The sequence below is a fragment of the Pseudomonas germanica genome (assembly GCF_019614655.1).
Taxonomy (GTDB): Bacteria; Pseudomonadota; Gammaproteobacteria; order Pseudomonadales; family Pseudomonadaceae; genus Aquipseudomonas; species Aquipseudomonas neuropathica.
In genome coordinates this window covers 2,514,295-2,533,177 of sequence record NZ_CP071586.1, presented here as the reverse complement: position 1 = coordinate 2,533,177, position 18,883 = coordinate 2,514,295, and the positions used below count along the sequence as shown (strand labels likewise).

Here is an 18,883-nt window from a genome sequence, read left to right as displayed (position 1 = left end):
GTGCTTGTGAAATCAAAAGTTAAAAGGTGACTCCAGCGACCAGCACGATGTTGCAGTACGGCTGACATTCGCCTGTACGAACAATCGCCCGTGCCTGTCGGCTGAGAACCTTGAATTGCTCGTGACTGAGCAGATCACGACGGCCCAGAGCGCCCTCTTCATTCAACGCGTCCAGCGCATTCAGTGCGGTCGGTTGCTTGTCGAAGATTTCTTTGGCCAGTGCATGGCTTTCTACCTGCATCTCGCTGAGCACGACTTTTAGGGTACTGACGAAATCCGGGACACCGTGGGTCAGCGCCAGATCAATTAGCTCGACACCCGGCGGCACCGGCAGCCCGGCATCACCAATGACCACCATGTCGCCATGGCCCAGGGACGCGATTAGTCGCGACAATGCGACGTTGAGCAGAGGAGTCTTTTTCATGCGGGTTTAAAGGCCTGTACGTCGGATAGGGTTGGAATGGACGGCTGCGCGCCGGCGCGGGTTACCGATAACGCGGCGGCGATCTGCCCGAAACGAATCGCCTCGGCCTCGGACCTGCCATTGGCCAGCGCAGCGGCGAAACCACCCACGAACGTGTCGCCTGCGGCCGTGGTGTCGACGGCCTTCACTTTGGGCGCCGGGAAATGCTCAAAGCTTTGGCCATTGGCGAACAGCGAGCCTTGCGCACCAAGGGTAATAATGACTTTGCCCGCACCCATGGCGATCAACTGACTGGCTGCACTTTCTGCCGTTTCCTGCGAGTCCACCGGCAACCCGCTCAACACGGTCGCTTCGCTCTCATTGGGGATCAGGTAGTCGATCGCCGCAAACCAGTCTGCCGGCAGTGGACGACTGGCCGGCGCCGGATTGAGGATCACGATTTTACCCAGCGCGCGCGCGCGCTTGAGCGCATGCCCCACCGTGGCATCCGGAATTTCGAGCTGGCAGATGATCACGTCTGCGGCTTGCAGCACCGCATCAAACCGGTCGATCACTGCGGGCGTCATGGCGCCATTGGCGCCGGCGACGATGACAATGGCGTTCTGACTGTTGTCATCGACCACGATCAACGCCACACCACTGGAGTCATCGACAGCGCTCACTGCCTGGCAATCGATCTGTTCGGCCAACAAGGCGTTGCGTAGTTGCACGCCATAATCGTCGCTGCCAACACAGCCAACCATCGCCACCTGCGCGCCCAAACGCGCTGCGGCCACCGCCTGATTGGCGCCCTTGCCGCCGGAAACCGTGGCAAACGAATGACCGATCAACGTTTCGCCACCGACCGGCAGCCGTGGCGCCCGGGTCACCAGATCCATGTTCAGGCTGCCTATTACCACTACATTTGCTGGCATACATCATTACTCGTCAATTCGGTTTCAGCGGTATTCGGTGAACACGCCGGACAACGGTGCAGTGGATTCGCGCAAGACAATACTCGGGGTCACGATCCGTTGATCAGTGCCCAGGTTCGGCGTGGCAATCCTGCGCAGCAGTACTTCGGCCGCCATCTCGCCCAGTTGCAGGATTGATTGCCCCACCGTGGTGAGTGCCGGGTAGACGTAACGACTCATCTGGATATCGTCGAAACCAATCACCGACAGCTCGCTCGGCACGCGCACATTGCGCTCCGCCGCCGCTCGCAGCACACCAATGCCGATCATGTCGTTACCGGCAAAGATTGCGCTCGGCGGATTGCGCTCGAGCAGAATCGCCGCTGCGTTGTACCCGCCAGTACTGGTGAAATCGCTTTCCAGCATGCGCTCCTGACGGACATCAACGCCCGCCTCTTTCAGCGCTCGGCAATAGCCGGCCAGACGCATCTGCGCAACACTGGTGCTGGCCGGGCCGCCGATGGTGGCGATGTCGCGGTGCCCCAGTTCAAGCAAGTGCCGGGTCGCGAGGTAAGCGCCGTATTCGTGATCGATACGCACCAGATCGGCATCGACGCCATCCAGACTTCGGTCGACGATGACCATCGGCGTTTTCACCCCGGCCAACCCCTGCGCCAGGCCGCTGTCACCGCCAGCGGAAGCAACGATCAAACCGTCGATGCGCTTCTCCAGCAACACGCGCAAATAGCTGCGCTGCTTGTCGGGATTGTCGTCGGAGTTGCAGAGGATCACGCAATAGCCGTTACGCTCGCAATAATCCTCGATGCCCCGCGCCAACTCGGCGAAGTACGGGTTGAGACTGTTGGGCACCAGCAGGCCGATGGTTGCAGTGGTCTTGGCTTTGAGCGAGCGCGCCACCGCACTCGGCACATAGTCGAGGCTCTTGATCGCCGCCTCGACTTTCAACCGCACTTCCTGACTCACCGGACGGGTGTTGTTCACCACATGCGACACCGTCGTGTAGGAAATCCCCGCGAGGGCTGCCACATCCTTGATCGTTGCCATCTCTTAGCCCCGGCGACTGGCGCGCTGACTGCGATAAGTGTCGAGCACCACCGCGATCACGATGACGGCGCCGGTGATGATTCGTTTGGTCGGTTCAGTCGCACCGATCTGCGCCAGACCTGCCGCCAGGACCGAAATGATCAAGACCCCAAAGAATGTGCTGATCACCGAACCACGCCCGCCCATCAGGCTGGTACCGCCGATAACCACAGCTGCGATTACCTGCAACTCCAGACCGGAACCGGCATTCGGGTCAGCAGCTTCCAGACGGGAAATCTGAAACAGCGCAGCGATACCGGCCAGCAGCCCCATCAGGCTGAACACCAGAATCTTGTAGGGTTTCGGATTGATCCCCGCGAGGCGCACCGCCTCTTCGTTGGTGCCAATGCCGATCAGGTAGCGACCGAACACGGTACGGGTCAACACGGCCTGAGCGATGATAATCACCAGCAAGGCAATGATAAACGATGGCGAGATGCCGAACGCGATCGGGTTCGACAGCCAGGCAAACGAATCACCGATGTACGCGGTGCGCGATCCCGTCATCTGATAAGCCAGACCCCGAGCCATTTCCAGCACACCGAGAGAAACGATGAACGATGGAATCCGCCACGCCACCGTGATCGAACCGGTGACGGTGCCAGCCAGTGCGGCCACTGCCATGCCGAGCAACGCTGACGGCAACACACCCCAGCCCCAACCGAGAATGGCGACGCTGACCGTCGAAGCGGCAAGCGCCAATACCGAACCCACCGAAAGGTCGATGCCGCCGATGATCAACACGAAGGTCATGCCGACCGCCAGCACCATCAGATCAGGGATCTGGTTGGCCAGCGTACTGAAGGTGTTATAGGACAGAAAGTGGCTGCTCAAGACCGAGAACAGCGCAATCATCGCCAGCAAGGCGCCGGCCAGGCCCAGATAAGTGCCCAGACCGTAGAAGTTGCCACTACGTTTGCCGGCAGGAGATGCAGTTTTCATGGGAGATCCCTAGGCGCCGCTTCATTGAGCAACGCATCACGTTTTTGGTAGCCGGCGAACGCGGCGGCAAGCAAGTCATCCTGGGTCCAGCTGTCGCGCTCGAAGGTGTCGATCAACCGGCCGGCCGACAACACGCCGATGCGGTCACAGATCAGCATCAACTCACGCAGATCACTGGAGACCACCACCAGCGCTTTGCCCTGGCGCGTCAGTTCGCCGAGCAAGGCATAAATGTCGAACTTGGCGCCGACGTCGATGCCACGGGTCGGCTCATCGAACAGCAGCACCGAACAGTCGCGCTCCAGCCAGCGGCCGATCACAACCTTCTGCTGGTTGCCACCGGACAACTCTGAAACCAGTTGTGTCGGACTCGAACTACGAATGCGCATGGCGTCGATCTGACGCTGCGCCAAAGCGATCTCGTCGCCATTGTTGACGACACCGCCACTGGAGATTTCCGGCATGTTGCCCAGTGCGATGTTGGCGCTGATCGATTGACTCAGCAGCAGGCCTTCACCCTTGCGGTCTTCGGTAATCAACGCGATACCGTTGCGCACCGCATCGACCGGCGAGCGCACACTGACCACTTTGGCCGGGGAGCCGAGCGCGATGGTGCCGCTGTCGGCAACGTCCGCACCAAAAATCAGTCGCAGCAGTTCTGTGCGCCCTGCCCCGATCAATCCGGAAATCCCGAAGATCTCGCCGGCACGGACTTCGAATGAAACATCGCGCACTTTGTCAGAGCGATTCAAACCCGTGACAGTCAGCGCCGGGGCGCCGATATTGCGCGGGCCCATGTCGATGTGCTCGCCCAGTTCACGACCGACCATCAGCGTAACCAGTTGCTCGCTGTTGTAATTGGCCATCGGCTCGACACAGACCAGATTGCCGTCACGCAGCACGGCAATGCGCTGTGCGACACGGGCCAGCTCTTCGAGACGGTGGGAAATGTAAATGATTGAAACGCCGCGCGCCTGCAACCGGGTGATCTGCTCGAACAGCATTTCGACTTCACGTGCGGTCAGCATCGCGGTCGGCTCATCGAGAATCAGCACATGGCAATCGCCAATCAGGTTACGGGCGATTTCAACCATCTGCTGATGCCCGATCCCCAGCTCGCCGACCAGCGTATCCGGATCAATCGCGTCGAGACCGACTTGCGCCATGGCTTCGATCGCCGCTTTGCGCAGTTGTTTGCGGCTGATCCAGCCGCCGTTGCTTGGCAGGTTGTCGAGAAACAGGTTTTCCGCGACCGACAATGTCGGCAACAGATTGAGTTCTTGCATGACCATACGCACGCCGAGTTCTTCAGCCTGGGTGCGGCTGCCCGGACGGTAGTCCTTGCCGTGGAATTGCATCTGGCCGGTGGTCGGCGTGACCAGTCCGCCAATGATTTTCGACAGGGTACTTTTGCCGGCACCATTCTCGCCGGTCAGCGCCAGCACTTCACCGCGCATCAGCGTCAGATCGATGCCGGTGAGCACCGGTTGCGCATAGGTCTTACCGATACCGCTGACCGAGAGGACAGCGTTCGGGGCGGAAACTGACATAAAAACTCTCCATGCGCTCGCCCGGACGGACGAGCGCCGTTGTGTCGCCAGAAGACTTACTTGGTGACCAGCTCGACCGGTGTTTCGATCACGCCGTTGGCGCCGCTGTCGACTTTCTCGCCCTTGATGATTTTCAGCGCGGTTTCGATGCCGAACACTGCCTGCTTGGCAGCGAACTGGTCAGCCGTGGCCAACACGCGGCCATCCTTCAACATTGGCTTGATAGCGTTGATGTTGTCGTAACCGACCACCTGAACCTGACCGGCCTTGCCAGCGGCACGTACTGCGGAAACGGCGCCGACGGCCATGCTGTCGTTACCGGCCAGCAGTGCTTTGACGTCCGGGTATTCGCTGAGGATCGAAGCGGCAACCTTGTTGCCCTTGTCGATTTCCCAGTCACCTGATTGCAGGGAAACGATCTTGATCTGTGCGGCGTCCATCGCATCCTTGAAGCCAGCGGTACGTTGCTGAGCGTTGGTCGTGGTGGACACACCTTCAATGATGCCGACTTCGTCACCAGCCTTAAGCTGCTTGGCCAGGTATTCGCCGACCAGACGGGCGCCTTTGCGATTGTCCGGACCTACGAAGGGCACGCTGATGTTTTTGCTTTTGACGATGGCCGGATCAAGTTGGTTGTCGATGTTGATCACGGTGATACCAGCATCGACGGCTTTCTTGATCACCGGCACCATGGCCTTGGAATCAGAAGGCGCGATCACCAGTGCATTGACCTTGGCCAGGATCATTTGCTCGACGATGCGGGTCTGGCCAGCAGTGTCGGTTTCATCCTTGATGCCATTGGAGATCAGGTCGAAATCGGCGGAGTGTTCTTTCTGGTACGCCTTGGCGCCATCTTCCATGGTCAGGAAGAATTCGTTGGCCAGAGACTTCATGACCAGCGCGACTTTAGGTTTTTCGGCGGATTCGGCGAATGCCGAGGAGACAGGTAGTGCGGCGGCTGTGGCAGCCAGCATAGCGACAGCAAGAAGACGTCCAGCGAATGGCAGCTTCATGGGTTCACTCCGATCTTATGATTATTGTGAGCAACGCTTGCGCTGGCGTAAGCTACTTGGCTTTCTGCCGGGCCATAAAGCGCCGGGAGCGCCACGCAAACGTTTGCGTAGACCGAACTATGCGAATCCCGCCGTCATTTGTCAACAATCAGAAATCGGCATTGATTAAAGGACGAATCCGCTGCTTCGCCCTTCAATGCTCAGGCCGTGGTGTTGACCACGTTGCCGCTGGTGGAGCCCTGGGACATTTCCTTGAGCAACGCCGCCGCGACCTCCATGAGTGCGCCGCTGGTCTGCGCGATCTGACCCTGAATGGACATCACCGCCTGCGACTTGGCCTCAGGCGTCGGATAGCTCGCAGCCTGGGCCGCCGCCAGTTGCTGTTGCTGCTCCTGCAGTTGCTTCTGCAACTCTTTCATCCGCTTGAGCAGCATTTTCACGGTGACATTGAGACTGTCGCCGCTGTCCGCGCTATCGGCCTGGCTGGCTTCTTGCGCAGGGCCGCCAGTCCTGACTTGTTTGCTCGGTTCTTTTTCAACGCCCAGCGCCTCGTCGGAAGCGTCCGCCTCTGCCTGGTTCATCGCATTGATCGTCGCTGCGGTTTTACCGCCGATGGTGACTGTACCCGGGTTTGAAAAACCGATCGTCAGTGACATGTGAACTCCCTAAAAAAGCGTTTCCCAGAACAACCATCGGCCTCAAGGCCGATTTCTTTAGTAGAGAATCCCGAGCCGGCAACCGGTTTCATTCGAAAGAAGCCGTAGTCCCTTTCGGTGAACCGAACGCGAAAGCCTCCATTGTTCGGAAACCCGGATAAACGCTTCGCCCCACCATTTGCAAATCCATAAAATATTGATGTAAATCATCAAGTTAAACATTTCTCTAAAGCAAAGTAGGGCTGGTACAGATCCTGCTCCCTAGCCTGCACCCCGAGCATTCAGATCGGCTTGGGGCGCATCTAGATGAACCTGCATCAGCACCGTCTCACTACTAGAGAGAAAAATAATGAAATCTGCTTTCAACACTTTGGTTCCGGGCGCTTTGGCCCTTCTCCTACTCCTGCCCACCGCCCTTCAGGCGAAAGAAGTCGAAACCCAGACCAAGCTCGCTAACGTCGTAGTCCTTGCCACCGGCGGCACCATCGCCGGCGCCGGCGCGAGCGCCGCCAACAGCGCCACCTATCAAGCGGCGAAGGTTGGCGTCGAACAATTGATCGCCGGCATTCCCGAGCTGAGCAAACTGGCAAACGTGCGTGGCGAACAAGTCATGCAGATTGCTTCGGAAAGCATCACCAACGAAAACCTGCTGCAACTGGGTCGTCGCGTGGCCGAACTGGCCGATAGCAAAGACGTCGATGGCATCGTCATCACCCACGGCACCGACACCCTGGAAGAAACCGCTTACTTCCTCAACCTGGTAGAAAAAACCGACAAGCCAATCATCGTCGTCGGCTCAATGCGTCCGGGCACCGCGATGTCCGCCGATGGCATGCTCAACCTGTACAACGCCGTGGCCGTGGCCAGCAGCAAAGAAGCGCAAGGCAAAGGCGTACTGGTGACCATGAACGATGAAATCCAGTCCGGTCGTGACGTCAGCAAGATGATCAACATCAAGACCGAAGCGTTCAAAAGCGCCTGGGGCCCACTGGGCATGGTGGTTGAAGGCAAATCCTACTGGTTCCGCTTGCCAGCCAAGCGTCACACCATGGATTCGGAATTCGATATCAAAAATATCAAGAGCCTGCCTGACGTAGAAATCGCTTATTCCTACGGCAACGTCAGCGATACTGCCTACAAGGCTCTCGCACAATCCGGTGCCAAGGCGATCATCCATGCCGGTACCGGTAACGGCTCGGTCTCCTCCCGCGTTGTTCCAGCCCTGCAAGCGCTGCGCAAGGATGGCGTGCAAATCATTCGTTCGTCCCACGTCAACGCTGGCGGCTTCGTTCTGCGTAACGCTGAACAGCCAGACGACAAATACGACTGGGTTGTCGCTCACGACCTGAACCCGCAGAAAGCCCGCATCCTGGCGATGGTCGCCCTGACCAAAACCAATGACAGCAAAGAGCTGCAACGGATGTTCTGGGAATACTGATGGACTTTCGCCCGGTCAATTCTTGATTGGGCACCCTGCACCACTCGCCTGACGGGCGGGTGGTGCAACGCTCACAAAGCTCTCGCACTTTTCCTACAAAAAACTCGACACGACCTACACCAAATCCGGAAAACCGCTGTCAGAGGATTTTCTTGAATTTTAAGCAGTTGCGAAAATGCTTACAGTTAAATACTGTATGCACGTACAGCTTAATAAGGATAACCTCGTGGCCACCTCCCCTGATGCTCCTGACGCTTACGAACGCATAGGCATGCGCGTTCAGAAAATCATCAATTCCCCCACCGCACAGAAAGCCAAAGCCGCACTGATCTTTCGTCTTCCGGACGAGCCGATGGACGAGTGGGAGCGCCTGCTTGAGGAAATCGACGAGAACGACAACGTCACCCTCGCTTATCGCGACGACGGTGGCGTGCAGATTTTTTGGGTTGTGCCGAAGGAAGATTGATTCAATGAGTGTCCGCTGTTTTGCTCTGCTGTTGCTGTTCATCGCCATGGGTGCCCAGGCTGGCGCGCCCCGCACATTTACCGAAGCCAAGAAGGTCGCCTGGAAGCTGTATGCACCGCAGTCCACAGAGTTCTATTGCGGGTGCAAGTACACTGGCAACAAAGTTGATCTGAAGGCTTGCGGTTACGTACCGCGCAAGAATGCCAAGCGCGCATCACGCATCGAGTGGGAACACATTGTGCCGGCCTGGCAGTTCGGTCATCAGCGCCAATGCTGGCAGGAAGGCGGACGCAAGAACTGCACCCGTTACGACCCGAGCTATCAGAAGGCCGAAGCCGATCTGCATAACCTGGTGCCGAGCATCGGCGAGGTCAATGGCGATCGCAGCAATTTCAGCTACGGCTGGCTGCCAGTGCAATCCGGGCAATACGGTTCGTGCCTGACCCAGGTCGACTTCAAGGCGAAGAAGGTCATGCCCCGCCCGTCGATTCGCGGCATGATTGCCCGCACGTACTTCTACATGAGCAAGCAGTACGGCTTGCGCCTGTCAAAACAGGATCGACAATTGTATGAGGCATGGGACAAGACTTACCCGGTGCAGGACTGGGAGCGTCAGCGTAATCAGAGCGTGGCGTGCGTGATGGGGCGAGGCAACGAGTTTGTCGGCCCGGTGAACATGAAAGCCTGCGGCTGATTGCAGTGCAGACAAAAAAGGCCTCGAACGCGATGTTCGAGGCCTTTTCATTTACGCTTGATTAGCCGCTTTATTGTATCGCCAGCAGCCCATCAAATTGAGTGACTCACGAGGTATGCCACGCTCTTTGATCAGGTATCTGCGCAATCTTCATGACGGCTGCCGACTCCCCGGCAATCCAGCCGTAAAAACCCTCAGTGGCGGTGTCGGCGATTTCCCAGAAAGTGTCCTTTTCCATATCGACGTCAGCCAATTCAATCGCTTGCCCCACCGCTGCCATATCAACTGGCAAAGTCACCGCCCATTCGTTTACGGCGTGAGCGGATGCTCGACCAGCACCGACTCAACGTTCTGCTTCTTGGCCTTCACCAACGCCGCATCCACTTGCACCTTACGTGCTTCAGCTTCAGCCTGAGAGTTGAACGGACCAATCAGAATTCGCGTTTTTCCGCTGCCGTCCTTGATCACCGTAGGCACGAAGGCGTGCTCGATCAGCCAGCCACTCAGGTCGCTGACAGCCTGTGGCGTTTCGCCGCGCACTTCTAGATCCCATTGTGGTGCTGCAGCCGCCGCCGGCGCGGTTACTGCAGCCGATTGTGGTTTTGGCGCCTCTACATTCTTGCCTTCACCACACCCTGCCAATACCAGTGCCGCGACTACCCAAACCAATTTGCGCACAACGCTTTCCTCGAAATTCTCAAAGCCGCGATCTTATCATTCATAAATACTTCGCGAGCCCCGCAAAATGGGCACAAAACAACGAGATTGATGCTTGCAGCCTCTGTATAGTTACGCCCTGGGAATTAATGCCGCTTCTGCGCGTCAGAAAGAGGCACCCAAACCGTGAGACTTCGCACTAATCTATACGTACACCGACCTCTGCACTGTCTGAATCAGGTGCCCTACAAAGCAATCAAGGAGAAGACCATGCTGATACTCACCCGCAAAGTCGGTGAAAGCATAAACATTGGTGATGACATTACGATCACCATTCTGGGCGTAAGCGGCCAACAGGTCCGCATTGGTATCAACGCTCCGAAAAACGTTGCCGTGCACCGTGAAGAGATTTACCAGCGCATTCAGGCTGGCCTGACCGCCCCGGACAAGCCACAAACTCCCTGAGCCAGATCGCAGTCAGTAGCCAGTCCGTTTACCTTGTGGAATGACTGGCTAGAGATTCACGCGCCGTATTGCCATCCGCTCCCCACTCTGTTGGGCACGGCGCCTGACACGCAAAACCCGACTCCCCTTCCTACCTCTCCCCGCATGCTCTTGCTGCCCGATACTACCTGCCATCCCCGAGGCTGGCTGTCGGACATTTCCGATAGAGCGCAGAGAATTCGCCCTCTAACCGAATGTCACACCACGTGCCATGCCTGTGGCCGCAATCACCATCAGCACCAGCAACAACGCCTCGACATGACTGATTCGTGCGTACAGCTTCGCGCGCCCGGTATCGATTGCTGCGCCGCGTGCGGAAGCGATCCGCCACTTGACCAACGCGATCATCGGGGCGAGTTCTACAATCAGGATCAGCACGAACAGCGTCATCTTCAGATGAAACAGTGGCTGATCAAGATAATAGTCAGTGCCCTTTTCAAAGCCTCCAAAAGCCCGCATCCCGCCTGTCACCAGCAGAACCAATGCAGAGATGCCCCATAGGTTATCGGCCTGCAAAACGCGCCGGGCCTCGCCTGAACCAGCAGCAAGGCGATTAAACGCCGTGCCACGCGTCAGCACCGCCCAAAAACCCAAGGCAAATGCCAGCAGATGAACAGCTGCAAGAAACCAATGAACCAGCATCGATACCCCCTCATTGCAGAGTTGAAAATCGGCCAGTCAGTAGTAGTAGTTGAAAAAACAAGGATCTGCCTGCGGGGTGTCACCAGGCTTTCAGGAAAGATCGAAAGGAGAAATTTCAGCCAGTTGAGGCAAATCGCAGGCAAAAAAAATCCCAAGCAGCTGATGGAAGCTTGGGATTTAAAAATGCATAAACCGTGGTGGTGAACGCGGGACGAATGTTACTTAATCCCACGAACAGTAACAACATTTTTTTGATAACTGGCTGGTTAGTAACACTCGTAACCTGTTCAATATCCACACTTTTTCAAAGGGCGCTGGCGACGAACGGTGAATCGTCAACCAACTGCCTGACCCGACGACGCAGAAATTCGATCATAGGTGGGAGGCACGACGAAGACTTGCGCACGCCATTCAGCAAGGCCCGCTAAACGGTGAAGCACGACTCGCAGTGGATCAACAGGCCTCGCATGGAATTTCGAATGCCCTGAGATCGACTAAACGCGGAGTCCAGCTAGCGCCCTGAGGAGGGTTTTGAAAATCGCAGACAACAAAAAAGGGCCCACCTTTCGGTGAGCCCTTTTAGACCGCCCAGCAGAGCGGATTTTGTTTGGTAGGCGCGATTGGACTCGAACCAACGACCCCCACCATGTCAAGGTGGTGCTCTAACCAACTGAGCTACGTGCCTGCTGTGAGGCGGCATTCTACGGAATTCCGGAGGGGTGTCAACACCTTTTTTTCACCTAACCCTATGAATATGCAAAATATTTAATTTCGGCTCGCCGACGCAGATTTTCCGGTGGCTGGCGGAGGTTTTTCAACTCGGGTAGGATCGACGCACTCGTAAAATATATTAAACAGAGGCTGCAGGATGGCGAACACCCCTTACCCAGAGTCTTATTACGCTGCGTCGGCCAACGCCGTACCGCCCCGCCCTGCCTTGCAGGATGAAGTGGAGACGGACGTCTGTGTGATCGGCGCCGGGTATACCGGATTGTCCTCAGCGCTGTTCCTGTTGGAGAACGGTTTTCGCGTCACCGTGCTGGAGGCGGCCAAGGTCGGGTTCGGCGCCTCCGGACGTAATGGCGGGCAGATCGTTAACAGTTATAGCCGTGACATTGATGTGATCGAACGCAGCGTCGGGCCGAAGCAAGCGCAACTGCTCGGGCAGATGGCATTCGAAGGTGGCCGGATCATTCGCGAGCGCGTGGCCAAGTACAACATTCAATGCGACCTGAAGGACGGCGGCGTGTTCGCCGCGCTGACGGCCAAACAGATGGGCCACCTGGAATCGCAGAAGCGCCTCTGGGAGCGCTTCGGTCATACGCAACTGGAACTGCTCGATCAGCGCCGCATTCGCGAAGTGGTTGCGTGCGATCAGTACGTCGGTGGCATGCTCGACATGAGCGGTGGGCACATCCACCCGCTGAACCTTGCGCTGGGCGAAGCGGCGGCAGTCGAGTCTCTCGGCGGCACGATCCACGAACAATCACCCGCCGTGCGCATCGAGCGCGGCGCCAACCCGGTGGTGCACACGCCGCAGGGCAAGGTCAGGGCCAAATTCATCATCGTCGCGGGCAATGCCTACCTCGGTAATCTGGTGCCGGAGCTTGCGGCCAAGTCGATGCCGTGCGGCACGCAAGTCATCACCACCGAGCCACTAGGTGATGAGCTGGCGAAAGCGCTGCTGCCGCAGGACTACTGCGTCGAAGACTGCGATTACCTGCTCGACTACTACCGCCTCACGGGCGACAAACGCCTGATCTTCGGCGGCGGCGTGGTGTATGGCGCGCGCGATCCGGCGAACATCGAAGCAATCATCCGCCCGAAAATGCTCAAGGCCTTCCCGCAGCTCAAGGATGTGAAGATTGACTACGCCTGGACCGGAAACTTCCTGCTGACCCTGTCGCGCTTGCCTCAGGTTGGACGCCTGGGCGACAACATCTATTACTCGCAAGGCTGCAGCGGCCATGGCGTGACATACACGCATTTGGCAGGCAAGGTCCTCGCCGAAGCGTTGCGCGGCCAGGCCGAGCGTTTTGATGCGTTTGCCGATTTGCCGCACTATCCGTTCCCCGGCGGACAACTGTTGCGCACGCCGTTTGCCGCACTGGGTGCGTGGTATTACGGGCTACGCGATAAATTCGGGATGTAAAAAAGGGCCGCTGATCGCGGCCCTATTTATTGAACTCAGCACTCAGAGCTGATCCCGAGCAATCCCGCTACGGATCCGCAGGATATCCGCCAGCACCGCCAAGGCAATTTCCGCTGGCGTCTTGCTGCCGAGGTTAAGGCCAATCGGCGCATGAATCCGCGCCAACTCCGCCTCGCCCAAGCCGCCAATCCGACGCAAACGCTCGAAGCGCTTCTGTGACGTCTGCAGCGAGCCCATCACGCCAATGTAGAACGCTTCGGTGCGCACCGCCTCCATCATCGCCAAGTCATCGATACGCGGATCGTGAGTGAGCGCTACGACCGCCGTGTCACGATGACAGCCACCGTCAGCAATAAACACCGACGGCAACTGCCGACGAATCTCCACACCATCCAGCACCACGCCTTCAAGCACCTCGTCGCGCGGATCGCAGAGAATCACCTCAAAACCCAATCCAACGGCAAACTCGGCACACGCTTGCGCCACACTGGAATACCCGGCGAGCAACAAGCGCTGCGCCGCGCCAACGCGAATGCGCACCCGATCAATCTCACGCTCAATCCGCGCACCCTGCTCGCGATCAGCGAACAGACTGCGCGCACCGCTGGCCAGATCGACCTCGCGAATCAAACGGCGCTGACCGAGCAGCGCCGACTCCAATTCACGCAGATGCGCCTGCACCTCGCAGTCGGCGTCAAATTTCTCTACCAATACATCAAGGATGCCACCGCAGGGCAGACTGACCCGCGAGCGCGGATCGTCGCCTTCGCCGTAACGCACGACATTCACCGCATCGAGAAACGCACCTTCGGCGACGCGCTCGAGAAAATCCTCCTCGACGCAGCCGCCGGACAGCGAACCGATCCACTGTCCGCTGTCATTCACTGCCAGCAGCGAACCCGGCGCACGCGGTGCCGAGCCGTAAGTGGTCAGCACAGTGCAGAGCCAGATGCGCTGCCCCGCCACCGACCACTCCAGCGCTCGCCGCACCACTTGTAGATCGAGATGCTGCATGTCAGTGCGCCTTGTGCTCGATGGACGGTGCGTCGGCTTGCAGCTTCTGCACTTCACTCACCGCCAACTCAGCGGATTGACCACCCCAACCTTGACGCAGGTAGTTGAGCAGATCAGTCAGTTGCTCAGGACTGAGCTTGCCAGCGAAGCCCGGCATCGGTTGCATGTGCTCGAACCCGGAAAACTTCTGCTCGCCGATACCATCCTCGATCACGCGCAACAGGTTGCGTGGGTCTTCCAGACGCAACGTGGTATTACCGCGCATGGCCACCGCGATATGCGGCTTGCCTTCGCCACCGACCGCATGGCAACCGGCGCAGACGTTCAGGTATTCCTGCTGGCCGCGCTGGGCGCTGGCGCTGAGTTTCTCGACTGGCACTTCAACGAGGGCTTTGGCTGCCGGCGGTTTGTCGCCGAGCAGGAACGTCGCCATCGCCGCCAGATCGGCATCGCTCAGGCCTTGAGTGCTGTTGTGGAACACCGGGAACATCTCGTTGAACATCGTCCCTTGCGCACTCATGCCGTGCTTGAGGAACGTGCCGAGGTCCTGCTCGTTCCAGCCGCGAGCGGCCAGATCGGTGGCCAACAGGCTCGGCGCCAGATAACCATTGAGGATGCCGCCAGTCAGACGCTTGTCCAGCTGCATTGCGCCCGGGAGGCCACGCGGCGTGTGGCATTCGCCGCAATGACCGAGCACTTCGACCATGTACTGGCCGCGCTTCCAGGCTTCGCTTTTGCCTTCGGCCGGCTCCAGTTTCAGGGCTTTGCCGTACATCATGTTCCAGCCGATCAGGCCCGGACGCACGTTAAACGGGAAGCTCAGGCTGGTGACCGGGGCTGCACGCTCGATCGGCTCGATGGTTTTCAGATACGTATGGATCGCATCCGAGTCTTCACGCGGCATCAGGTGATACGAGGTATACGGCATCGCCGGATACAAATTCGCGCCATCGCGACGCTTGCCTTCAGTCAGCGCCGCGAAGAACTCATCATCGTTGTACAAACCGATGCCGTGCTCTTTGCTCGGGGTAATGTTGGTGCCGTAGATTGTGCCGAACGGCGAGACGATCGGCAGGCCGCCGGCAAACGGCGCGCCGCCCGGTGCAGTGTGGCAAGCCATGCAGTCAGCGGCGCGGGCGAGGTATTCGCCGCGCTTGACCTGGTCATCGGCGTGGGCAAACAACAGCGGCGCAGCAAGGCCGACCGCCAGGGTCAGGCGGGTCAGTAAAAGCTTCATGCTTAACCCTCCTTGACCAGGCCGAGATCGGTCAGCACGTTGCGGGTGGCGTTGTAGTAACGCACGTACCCGGTGCAACGGCAGACGTGATGGCCGAGGCTGTCCTCGATGACTTGTTCGAGCTTGCTTTGCACGGTCGGCTGGCGCTGCAGCTTCTCGACCAGCACGGTCGCGGCGTTGACGAAGCCTGGTGCGCAGTAGCTGCACTGGAAGGCGAACTCGTCGACGAAGCGTTGCTGGATCGGATTCAGCTCGGTGACCTGACCGCTCTCGTCACGCTTGGCGTGAGATTCGATGGTGCGGACTTTCTTGCCTTCGAAGTAGTGCGCACCAGTGATGCAGGTGCGTACTTCTTCACTGGTCCCGTCCGGGTTATCGACGATCACCACGCAGGCGTGGCAGAAGCCCTGGCCGCAGCCCAGGCGCGAACCGGTGAGGTTCTTGTATTCGTGCAGGTAGTCGATCATCGGCAGGTCATCAGGGATGTCCACCGGGCCGACGGATTGACCATTGAGGGTCAGTTGAAGCGGACGGTTAGCCATTGAGGGCCTCCTTGATGCGCGCAGCAGTGATTGGCAGATCGCGAACACGTTTACCGATGGCGTGCGCCACGGCGTTACCGATGGCACCGACAATCGGGATCATCACCACTTCGGCGATGCCTTTGGACGGATCACTTGGCGACAGCGCCGGCAGAATCTCCGACGTCTGTTTCCATACGGCAACGTGACGCGCCATCGGCAAACGGTAACGGTTGAAGTTCCAATCACCCTCCCCCGGTCCACCTTCATACAGCGGCATTTCTTCCATCAAGGCGTGGCCGATGCCCATGGCGATACCACCTTCGAGCTGGCCCTTGACCAGTTCCTCGACCAGCACCCGACCGCACTCGACCCACGAATGGTGGTTGAGCACTTCGACTTCCGCCGAGCCTTTGTTGACCTTCAGTTCGACCAGTGTCGCGACCGGGCTGTAGTAAGTCACGGCAGCGTTGTTCAACTGGACAACCGGGTAATTGATGTTCTGGCGATCCAACAGGTGGAAACCAGCGGTGTTCATCAGCGCCTTCTTCGCCTTCGGCGCGCCATCGCCATATTTCACCGCCAGACCGTCGAGCGGCAGACGCTCGCGCACGCCGTCGATGCTGTATTCGGCCTCGGCCCAGCTCCAGCGGTTGAATGCGTGAACGGTGGCGCCGGTCACCAGACCACGCTCATGAGCGTGTTTGGCCAGTTCTTCGAAGCTCAACGGTTGCATGCCGTTGGCTGTGAGTTTGCCGTCGACCCAATGCGCATCTTCGCGACGCACGACGTAAGGGTTGGCTTGGCCGCCATAGGGGCCCTGACGCCAGATTTCCATGGCCGCCGGCCACAGACCGTTATTGAACAGCACGCGTGCCGCTTCACGGGTGGCGTGACTGAAGTAGTACGCCGAGTTGGTCGCCGACGAGGCCGAAGCCAGTTTGCCGACCCAGCGCGGGTTGCGCAGCAGGCTGTCCTGCTCGGCCTGACTCATGATGTAAGGGTTGCCGCTGGTGATCAGCTGCATTTCCTTCCATTCGGTTTCGCCGGTCTTCACTTCGTGCGCCGGGCTACCGAGGAAATCGGCCACCACCAGCGCCTGCGAGGTAGACATGCCAGTGCCGATCTCAATGCCGATATGACGCAGAGTGATGCGACCGTCAGCAGTGAATTCGATGCTGGCCATCGGCGCTTCGGAACCGGTGCCGAAGTCTTTCTGGCAAATGGCAAAACCAACGCCGTACCAGTTGTCCGGGTCGGCCGCTTCGCGCTGTTTCTTGATCGCGTCGCGGTTTTTCCAGACTTCGTGCACCGCGGCCTTGTCGAGAATTTCATGCAGGCGCAAGGCACCGGCCGGGATCGCGCCTTGCGTGTTTTTCATACCGGAACGCAGGGCGTTCTTGCGACGCAGGTCGATCGCATCGACACCGAGACGGTTGGCGATTTCATCGACCATCATCTCGGTTGCCGCCATGCTTTGCAGGGTGCCGTAACCGCGCATCGAACCGGCCTCAACGCCACGCGAGTGGTAGGCGGTGACTTGCAGATCGTTCTGCGGCATGTAGTAGATCGACTGCGCGGCCGTGGCGCCAACCGCGGCTACCGATGGGCTGTAGTTGATCCGGCCGCCACCGTCGACGCTCATTTCCGCGCGGAAAATCTTGAAGCTGTAGTCGTTCTTGTCCACGGCCAATTGATAGCGGATGTCGAACGGGTGGCGCTTGATGCCACTCTGGAATTGTTCGTAGCGGTCGTTGGCCAGACGCACTGGCACACCCGCGCCATACAGCGCCGCCAGGGCTGCGTAGTAGACGAAGATGTTGTGGTCTTTGGATCCGTAACCGACGGTGTAACCCGGGTGCATGTTCAGGTTGTCGAGGCCAAAACGCGACGGCGCGATCATCTTCGCGGTTTCGGTCGCTGCCTCCAGCGGGCACTGGGTGGCCACGACGAAATGCAGGGTTTTGGTTTTCGGGTCGTACCAGCCGTTGCCGTTGTCCGGCTCCATGGCGGCCGGCTCAATCGACGGGGTCTTGTAGCGCTCGTCGAACACCAGCCAGTTGTCCGACGGCGTGTCGATCTCTTGCTTCATGCGGTCGGCGTAGAACAAGCCGCGCTCGGTCAGATTGCCGTGCAGGTTCGGCTGGGAATTCCACACCGGACGACGGTTCTTCAGCATCGGGAACAGGATCGAGTCTTTGAGGCTGGCGAATTCGTCTTCGTCGGCCGAGGTCGCGCCGCCGACGCGCACGTAGCGGAAGCTGCCGTAGGGGTCGCCTTCGTAGAACGGCACTTTGGCACCGTAACGAATCGCTTTGTCATTGAATTTGAGTTTGTTCTTCGCCTGACGGAAACGCTCGAAGTCGTTCCAGATCAGGATTGCCACCGGGTGACCGATGAACATCGGCACTTTGCCTTCTGGCAGCAGTGGATCCGGCGCGTGCTCTTCGGGGAAGACGATACCGTCCTTGTCCAGATCAGCGGCGGTGACAATGCGGTCAGGCTGCAAGTCAGCGCCAAGCCACGACAGGTCGTAGCCGTCGTAGATGCGGTCAGCCTTGATGGTTTTCAGCAGCATGGCGTGGCCTTGCTGCTCGGGCCAGCCCGGCATGTCCTTGGAACGGATGTCGCGGGCAAAGACTTTGCTGCCGCAGACCTTGGACAGTGCGTCGTTACGCTGACGCGCCTTGCCGTTGCTGCCGAGCCACTTCTCGGACGGCACGGTGACAGTGTTTTCCATCAAGGCAGCCAGCGCCTGACTGCTGAGCGGCGTGAGCGTGACGCTCACACCCGCCACCAGCCCGCCCTGGAGAAACGAGCGCCGGGATATTTCACGGTTGGACATGGATCATCCTCTGGGCGGTTATGTGTCCGCCCTTCTGGTTATCTACTGGGGAATCTCGAGTCTTGCAGAAGCCTTTTGGCTAAACGAAAGGCGTGATGACAGTGCAAAGCTGACCGAAAGGTTAACTTTAA

At 58.7% G+C, this 18,883-nt stretch carries 20 protein-coding genes and 1 tRNA gene; 6 read left to right on the top strand and 15 right to left on the bottom strand.

The features are described 5' to 3' along the window. Positions 1–19: 19 nt before the first annotated feature. The 7 genes from rbsD to J0G10_RS11105 form a co-directional block, all read right to left on the bottom strand. Complete coding sequence (gene rbsD / locus J0G10_RS11135; protein WP_095047636.1) at positions 20–424, bottom strand: D-ribose pyranase; 405 nt, start codon at positions 422–424, stop codon at positions 20–22. Then, a complete protein-coding gene (gene rbsK / locus J0G10_RS11130) occupies positions 421–1,338 on the bottom strand; it encodes a ribokinase (RefSeq protein WP_095047637.1) in 918 nt (305 codons plus the stop codon). The genes rbsD and rbsK overlap by 4 nt, the downstream gene beginning before the upstream one ends. Positions 1,339–1,362: 24 nt before the next feature. Then, positions 1,363–2,382 (bottom strand): LacI family DNA-binding transcriptional regulator, encoded by a 1,020-nt coding sequence (locus J0G10_RS11125; RefSeq protein ID WP_095047638.1) that lies wholly within the window; start codon positions 2,380–2,382, stop codon positions 1,363–1,365. A gap of 3 nt (positions 2,383–2,385) precedes the next feature. Beyond that, positions 2,386–3,363 (bottom strand): ABC transporter permease, encoded by a 978-nt coding sequence (locus J0G10_RS11120; protein WP_007913478.1) that lies wholly within the window; start codon positions 3,361–3,363, stop codon positions 2,386–2,388. Continuing rightward, entirely contained in the window at positions 3,360–4,913 is a 1,554-nt protein-coding gene (locus tag J0G10_RS11115; protein ID WP_186624929.1) for a sugar ABC transporter ATP-binding protein, read from the bottom strand. The genes J0G10_RS11120 and J0G10_RS11115 overlap by 4 nt, the downstream gene beginning before the upstream one ends. Before the next feature lie 56 nt (positions 4,914–4,969). Further along, positions 4,970–5,926 (bottom strand): sugar ABC transporter substrate-binding protein, encoded by a 957-nt coding sequence (locus tag J0G10_RS11110; RefSeq protein WP_016984936.1) that lies wholly within the window; start codon positions 5,924–5,926, stop codon positions 4,970–4,972. Positions 5,927–6,126: 200 nt separating this feature from the next. Further along, positions 6,127–6,582 (bottom strand): hypothetical protein, encoded by a 456-nt coding sequence (locus tag J0G10_RS11105; RefSeq protein ID WP_095047639.1) that lies wholly within the window; start codon positions 6,580–6,582, stop codon positions 6,127–6,129. Between the two features lie 349 nt (positions 6,583–6,931). Here J0G10_RS11105 and J0G10_RS11100 point away from each other — a divergent pair, with 349 nt between their 5' ends. The 3 genes from J0G10_RS11100 to J0G10_RS11090 all read left to right on the top strand — a co-directional run bounded on the left by J0G10_RS11100 (position 6,932) and on the right by J0G10_RS11090 (position 9,180). Further along, a complete protein-coding gene (locus J0G10_RS11100; protein ID WP_095047640.1) occupies positions 6,932–8,020 on the top strand; it encodes an asparaginase in 1,089 nt (362 codons plus the stop codon). A 196-nt stretch (positions 8,021–8,216) separates the two neighbouring features. Further along, positions 8,217–8,486 (top strand): DUF1654 domain-containing protein, encoded by a 270-nt coding sequence (locus tag J0G10_RS11095; protein ID WP_371748305.1) that lies wholly within the window; start codon positions 8,217–8,219, stop codon positions 8,484–8,486. A gap of 4 nt (positions 8,487–8,490) precedes the next feature. After that, positions 8,491–9,180 (top strand): endonuclease, encoded by a 690-nt coding sequence (locus J0G10_RS11090; RefSeq protein ID WP_034152754.1) that lies wholly within the window; start codon positions 8,491–8,493, stop codon positions 9,178–9,180. 106 nt (positions 9,181–9,286) lie between these two features. Here J0G10_RS11090 and J0G10_RS11085 read toward each other — a convergent pair whose 3' ends face one another. Further along, a complete protein-coding gene (locus tag J0G10_RS11085; RefSeq protein WP_371857726.1) occupies positions 9,287–9,478 on the bottom strand; it encodes a hypothetical protein in 192 nt (63 codons plus the stop codon). 11 nt (positions 9,479–9,489) lie between these two features. Beyond that, entirely contained in the window at positions 9,490–9,858 is a 369-nt protein-coding gene (locus tag J0G10_RS11080; protein WP_095047641.1) for an SPOR domain-containing protein, read from the bottom strand. Between the two features lie 249 nt (positions 9,859–10,107). Here J0G10_RS11080 and csrA point away from each other — a divergent pair, with 249 nt between their 5' ends. Then, positions 10,108–10,302 (top strand): carbon storage regulator CsrA, encoded by a 195-nt coding sequence (gene csrA, locus J0G10_RS11075; RefSeq protein WP_003179932.1) that lies wholly within the window; start codon positions 10,108–10,110, stop codon positions 10,300–10,302. 225 nt (positions 10,303–10,527) lie between these two features. Here csrA and J0G10_RS11070 read toward each other — a convergent pair whose 3' ends face one another. Beyond that, on the bottom strand, positions 10,528–10,983 hold the full coding sequence (locus J0G10_RS11070) for a DUF2214 family protein (protein ID WP_095047642.1): 456 nt from the start codon (positions 10,981–10,983) through the stop codon (positions 10,528–10,530). Between J0G10_RS11070 and J0G10_RS11065 the strand changes: the two genes are divergently transcribed. Further along, positions 10,972–11,187 (top strand): hypothetical protein, encoded by a 216-nt coding sequence (locus J0G10_RS11065; protein ID WP_220558428.1) that lies wholly within the window; start codon positions 10,972–10,974, stop codon positions 11,185–11,187. The two genes, J0G10_RS11070 and J0G10_RS11065, sit on opposite strands and share 12 nt — an antisense overlap. A gap of 404 nt (positions 11,188–11,591) precedes the next feature. Here the strand turns inward: J0G10_RS11065 and J0G10_RS11060 are convergent. Then, positions 11,592–11,668, bottom strand: a tRNA-Val gene (locus J0G10_RS11060). Between the two features lie 183 nt (positions 11,669–11,851). Between J0G10_RS11060 and J0G10_RS11055 the strand changes: the two genes are divergently transcribed. After that, a complete protein-coding gene (locus tag J0G10_RS11055) occupies positions 11,852–13,135 on the top strand; it encodes an NAD(P)/FAD-dependent oxidoreductase (protein ID WP_220558427.1) in 1,284 nt (427 codons plus the stop codon). A gap of 42 nt (positions 13,136–13,177) precedes the next feature. On the opposite strand, the gene J0G10_RS11050 is transcribed toward J0G10_RS11055, so the two are convergent. The 4 genes from J0G10_RS11050 to J0G10_RS11035 are packed head-to-tail and all read right to left on the bottom strand — an operon-like array spanning position 13,178 to position 18,752. Continuing rightward, positions 13,178–14,149 carry an XdhC family protein gene (locus tag J0G10_RS11050; protein WP_220558426.1) on the bottom strand — a complete coding sequence of 324 codons (972 nt, stop codon included), beginning with the start codon at positions 14,147–14,149 and terminating at the stop codon, positions 13,178–13,180. Position 14,150: 1 nt separating this feature from the next. After that, on the bottom strand, positions 14,151–15,386 hold the full coding sequence (locus J0G10_RS11045; protein WP_095124813.1) for a c-type cytochrome: 1,236 nt from the start codon (positions 15,384–15,386) through the stop codon (positions 14,151–14,153). A 2-nt stretch (positions 15,387–15,388) separates the two neighbouring features. Then, positions 15,389–15,928: a (2Fe-2S)-binding protein gene (locus J0G10_RS11040; protein WP_220558425.1), complete on the bottom strand. Its 540-nt coding sequence runs from the start codon at positions 15,926–15,928 to the stop codon at positions 15,389–15,391. Then, entirely contained in the window at positions 15,921–18,752 is a 2,832-nt protein-coding gene (locus J0G10_RS11035) for a xanthine dehydrogenase family protein molybdopterin-binding subunit (RefSeq protein WP_220558424.1), read from the bottom strand. Before J0G10_RS11035 ends, J0G10_RS11040 begins: the two co-directional genes overlap by 8 nt. Positions 18,753–18,883 lie beyond the last annotated feature (131 nt).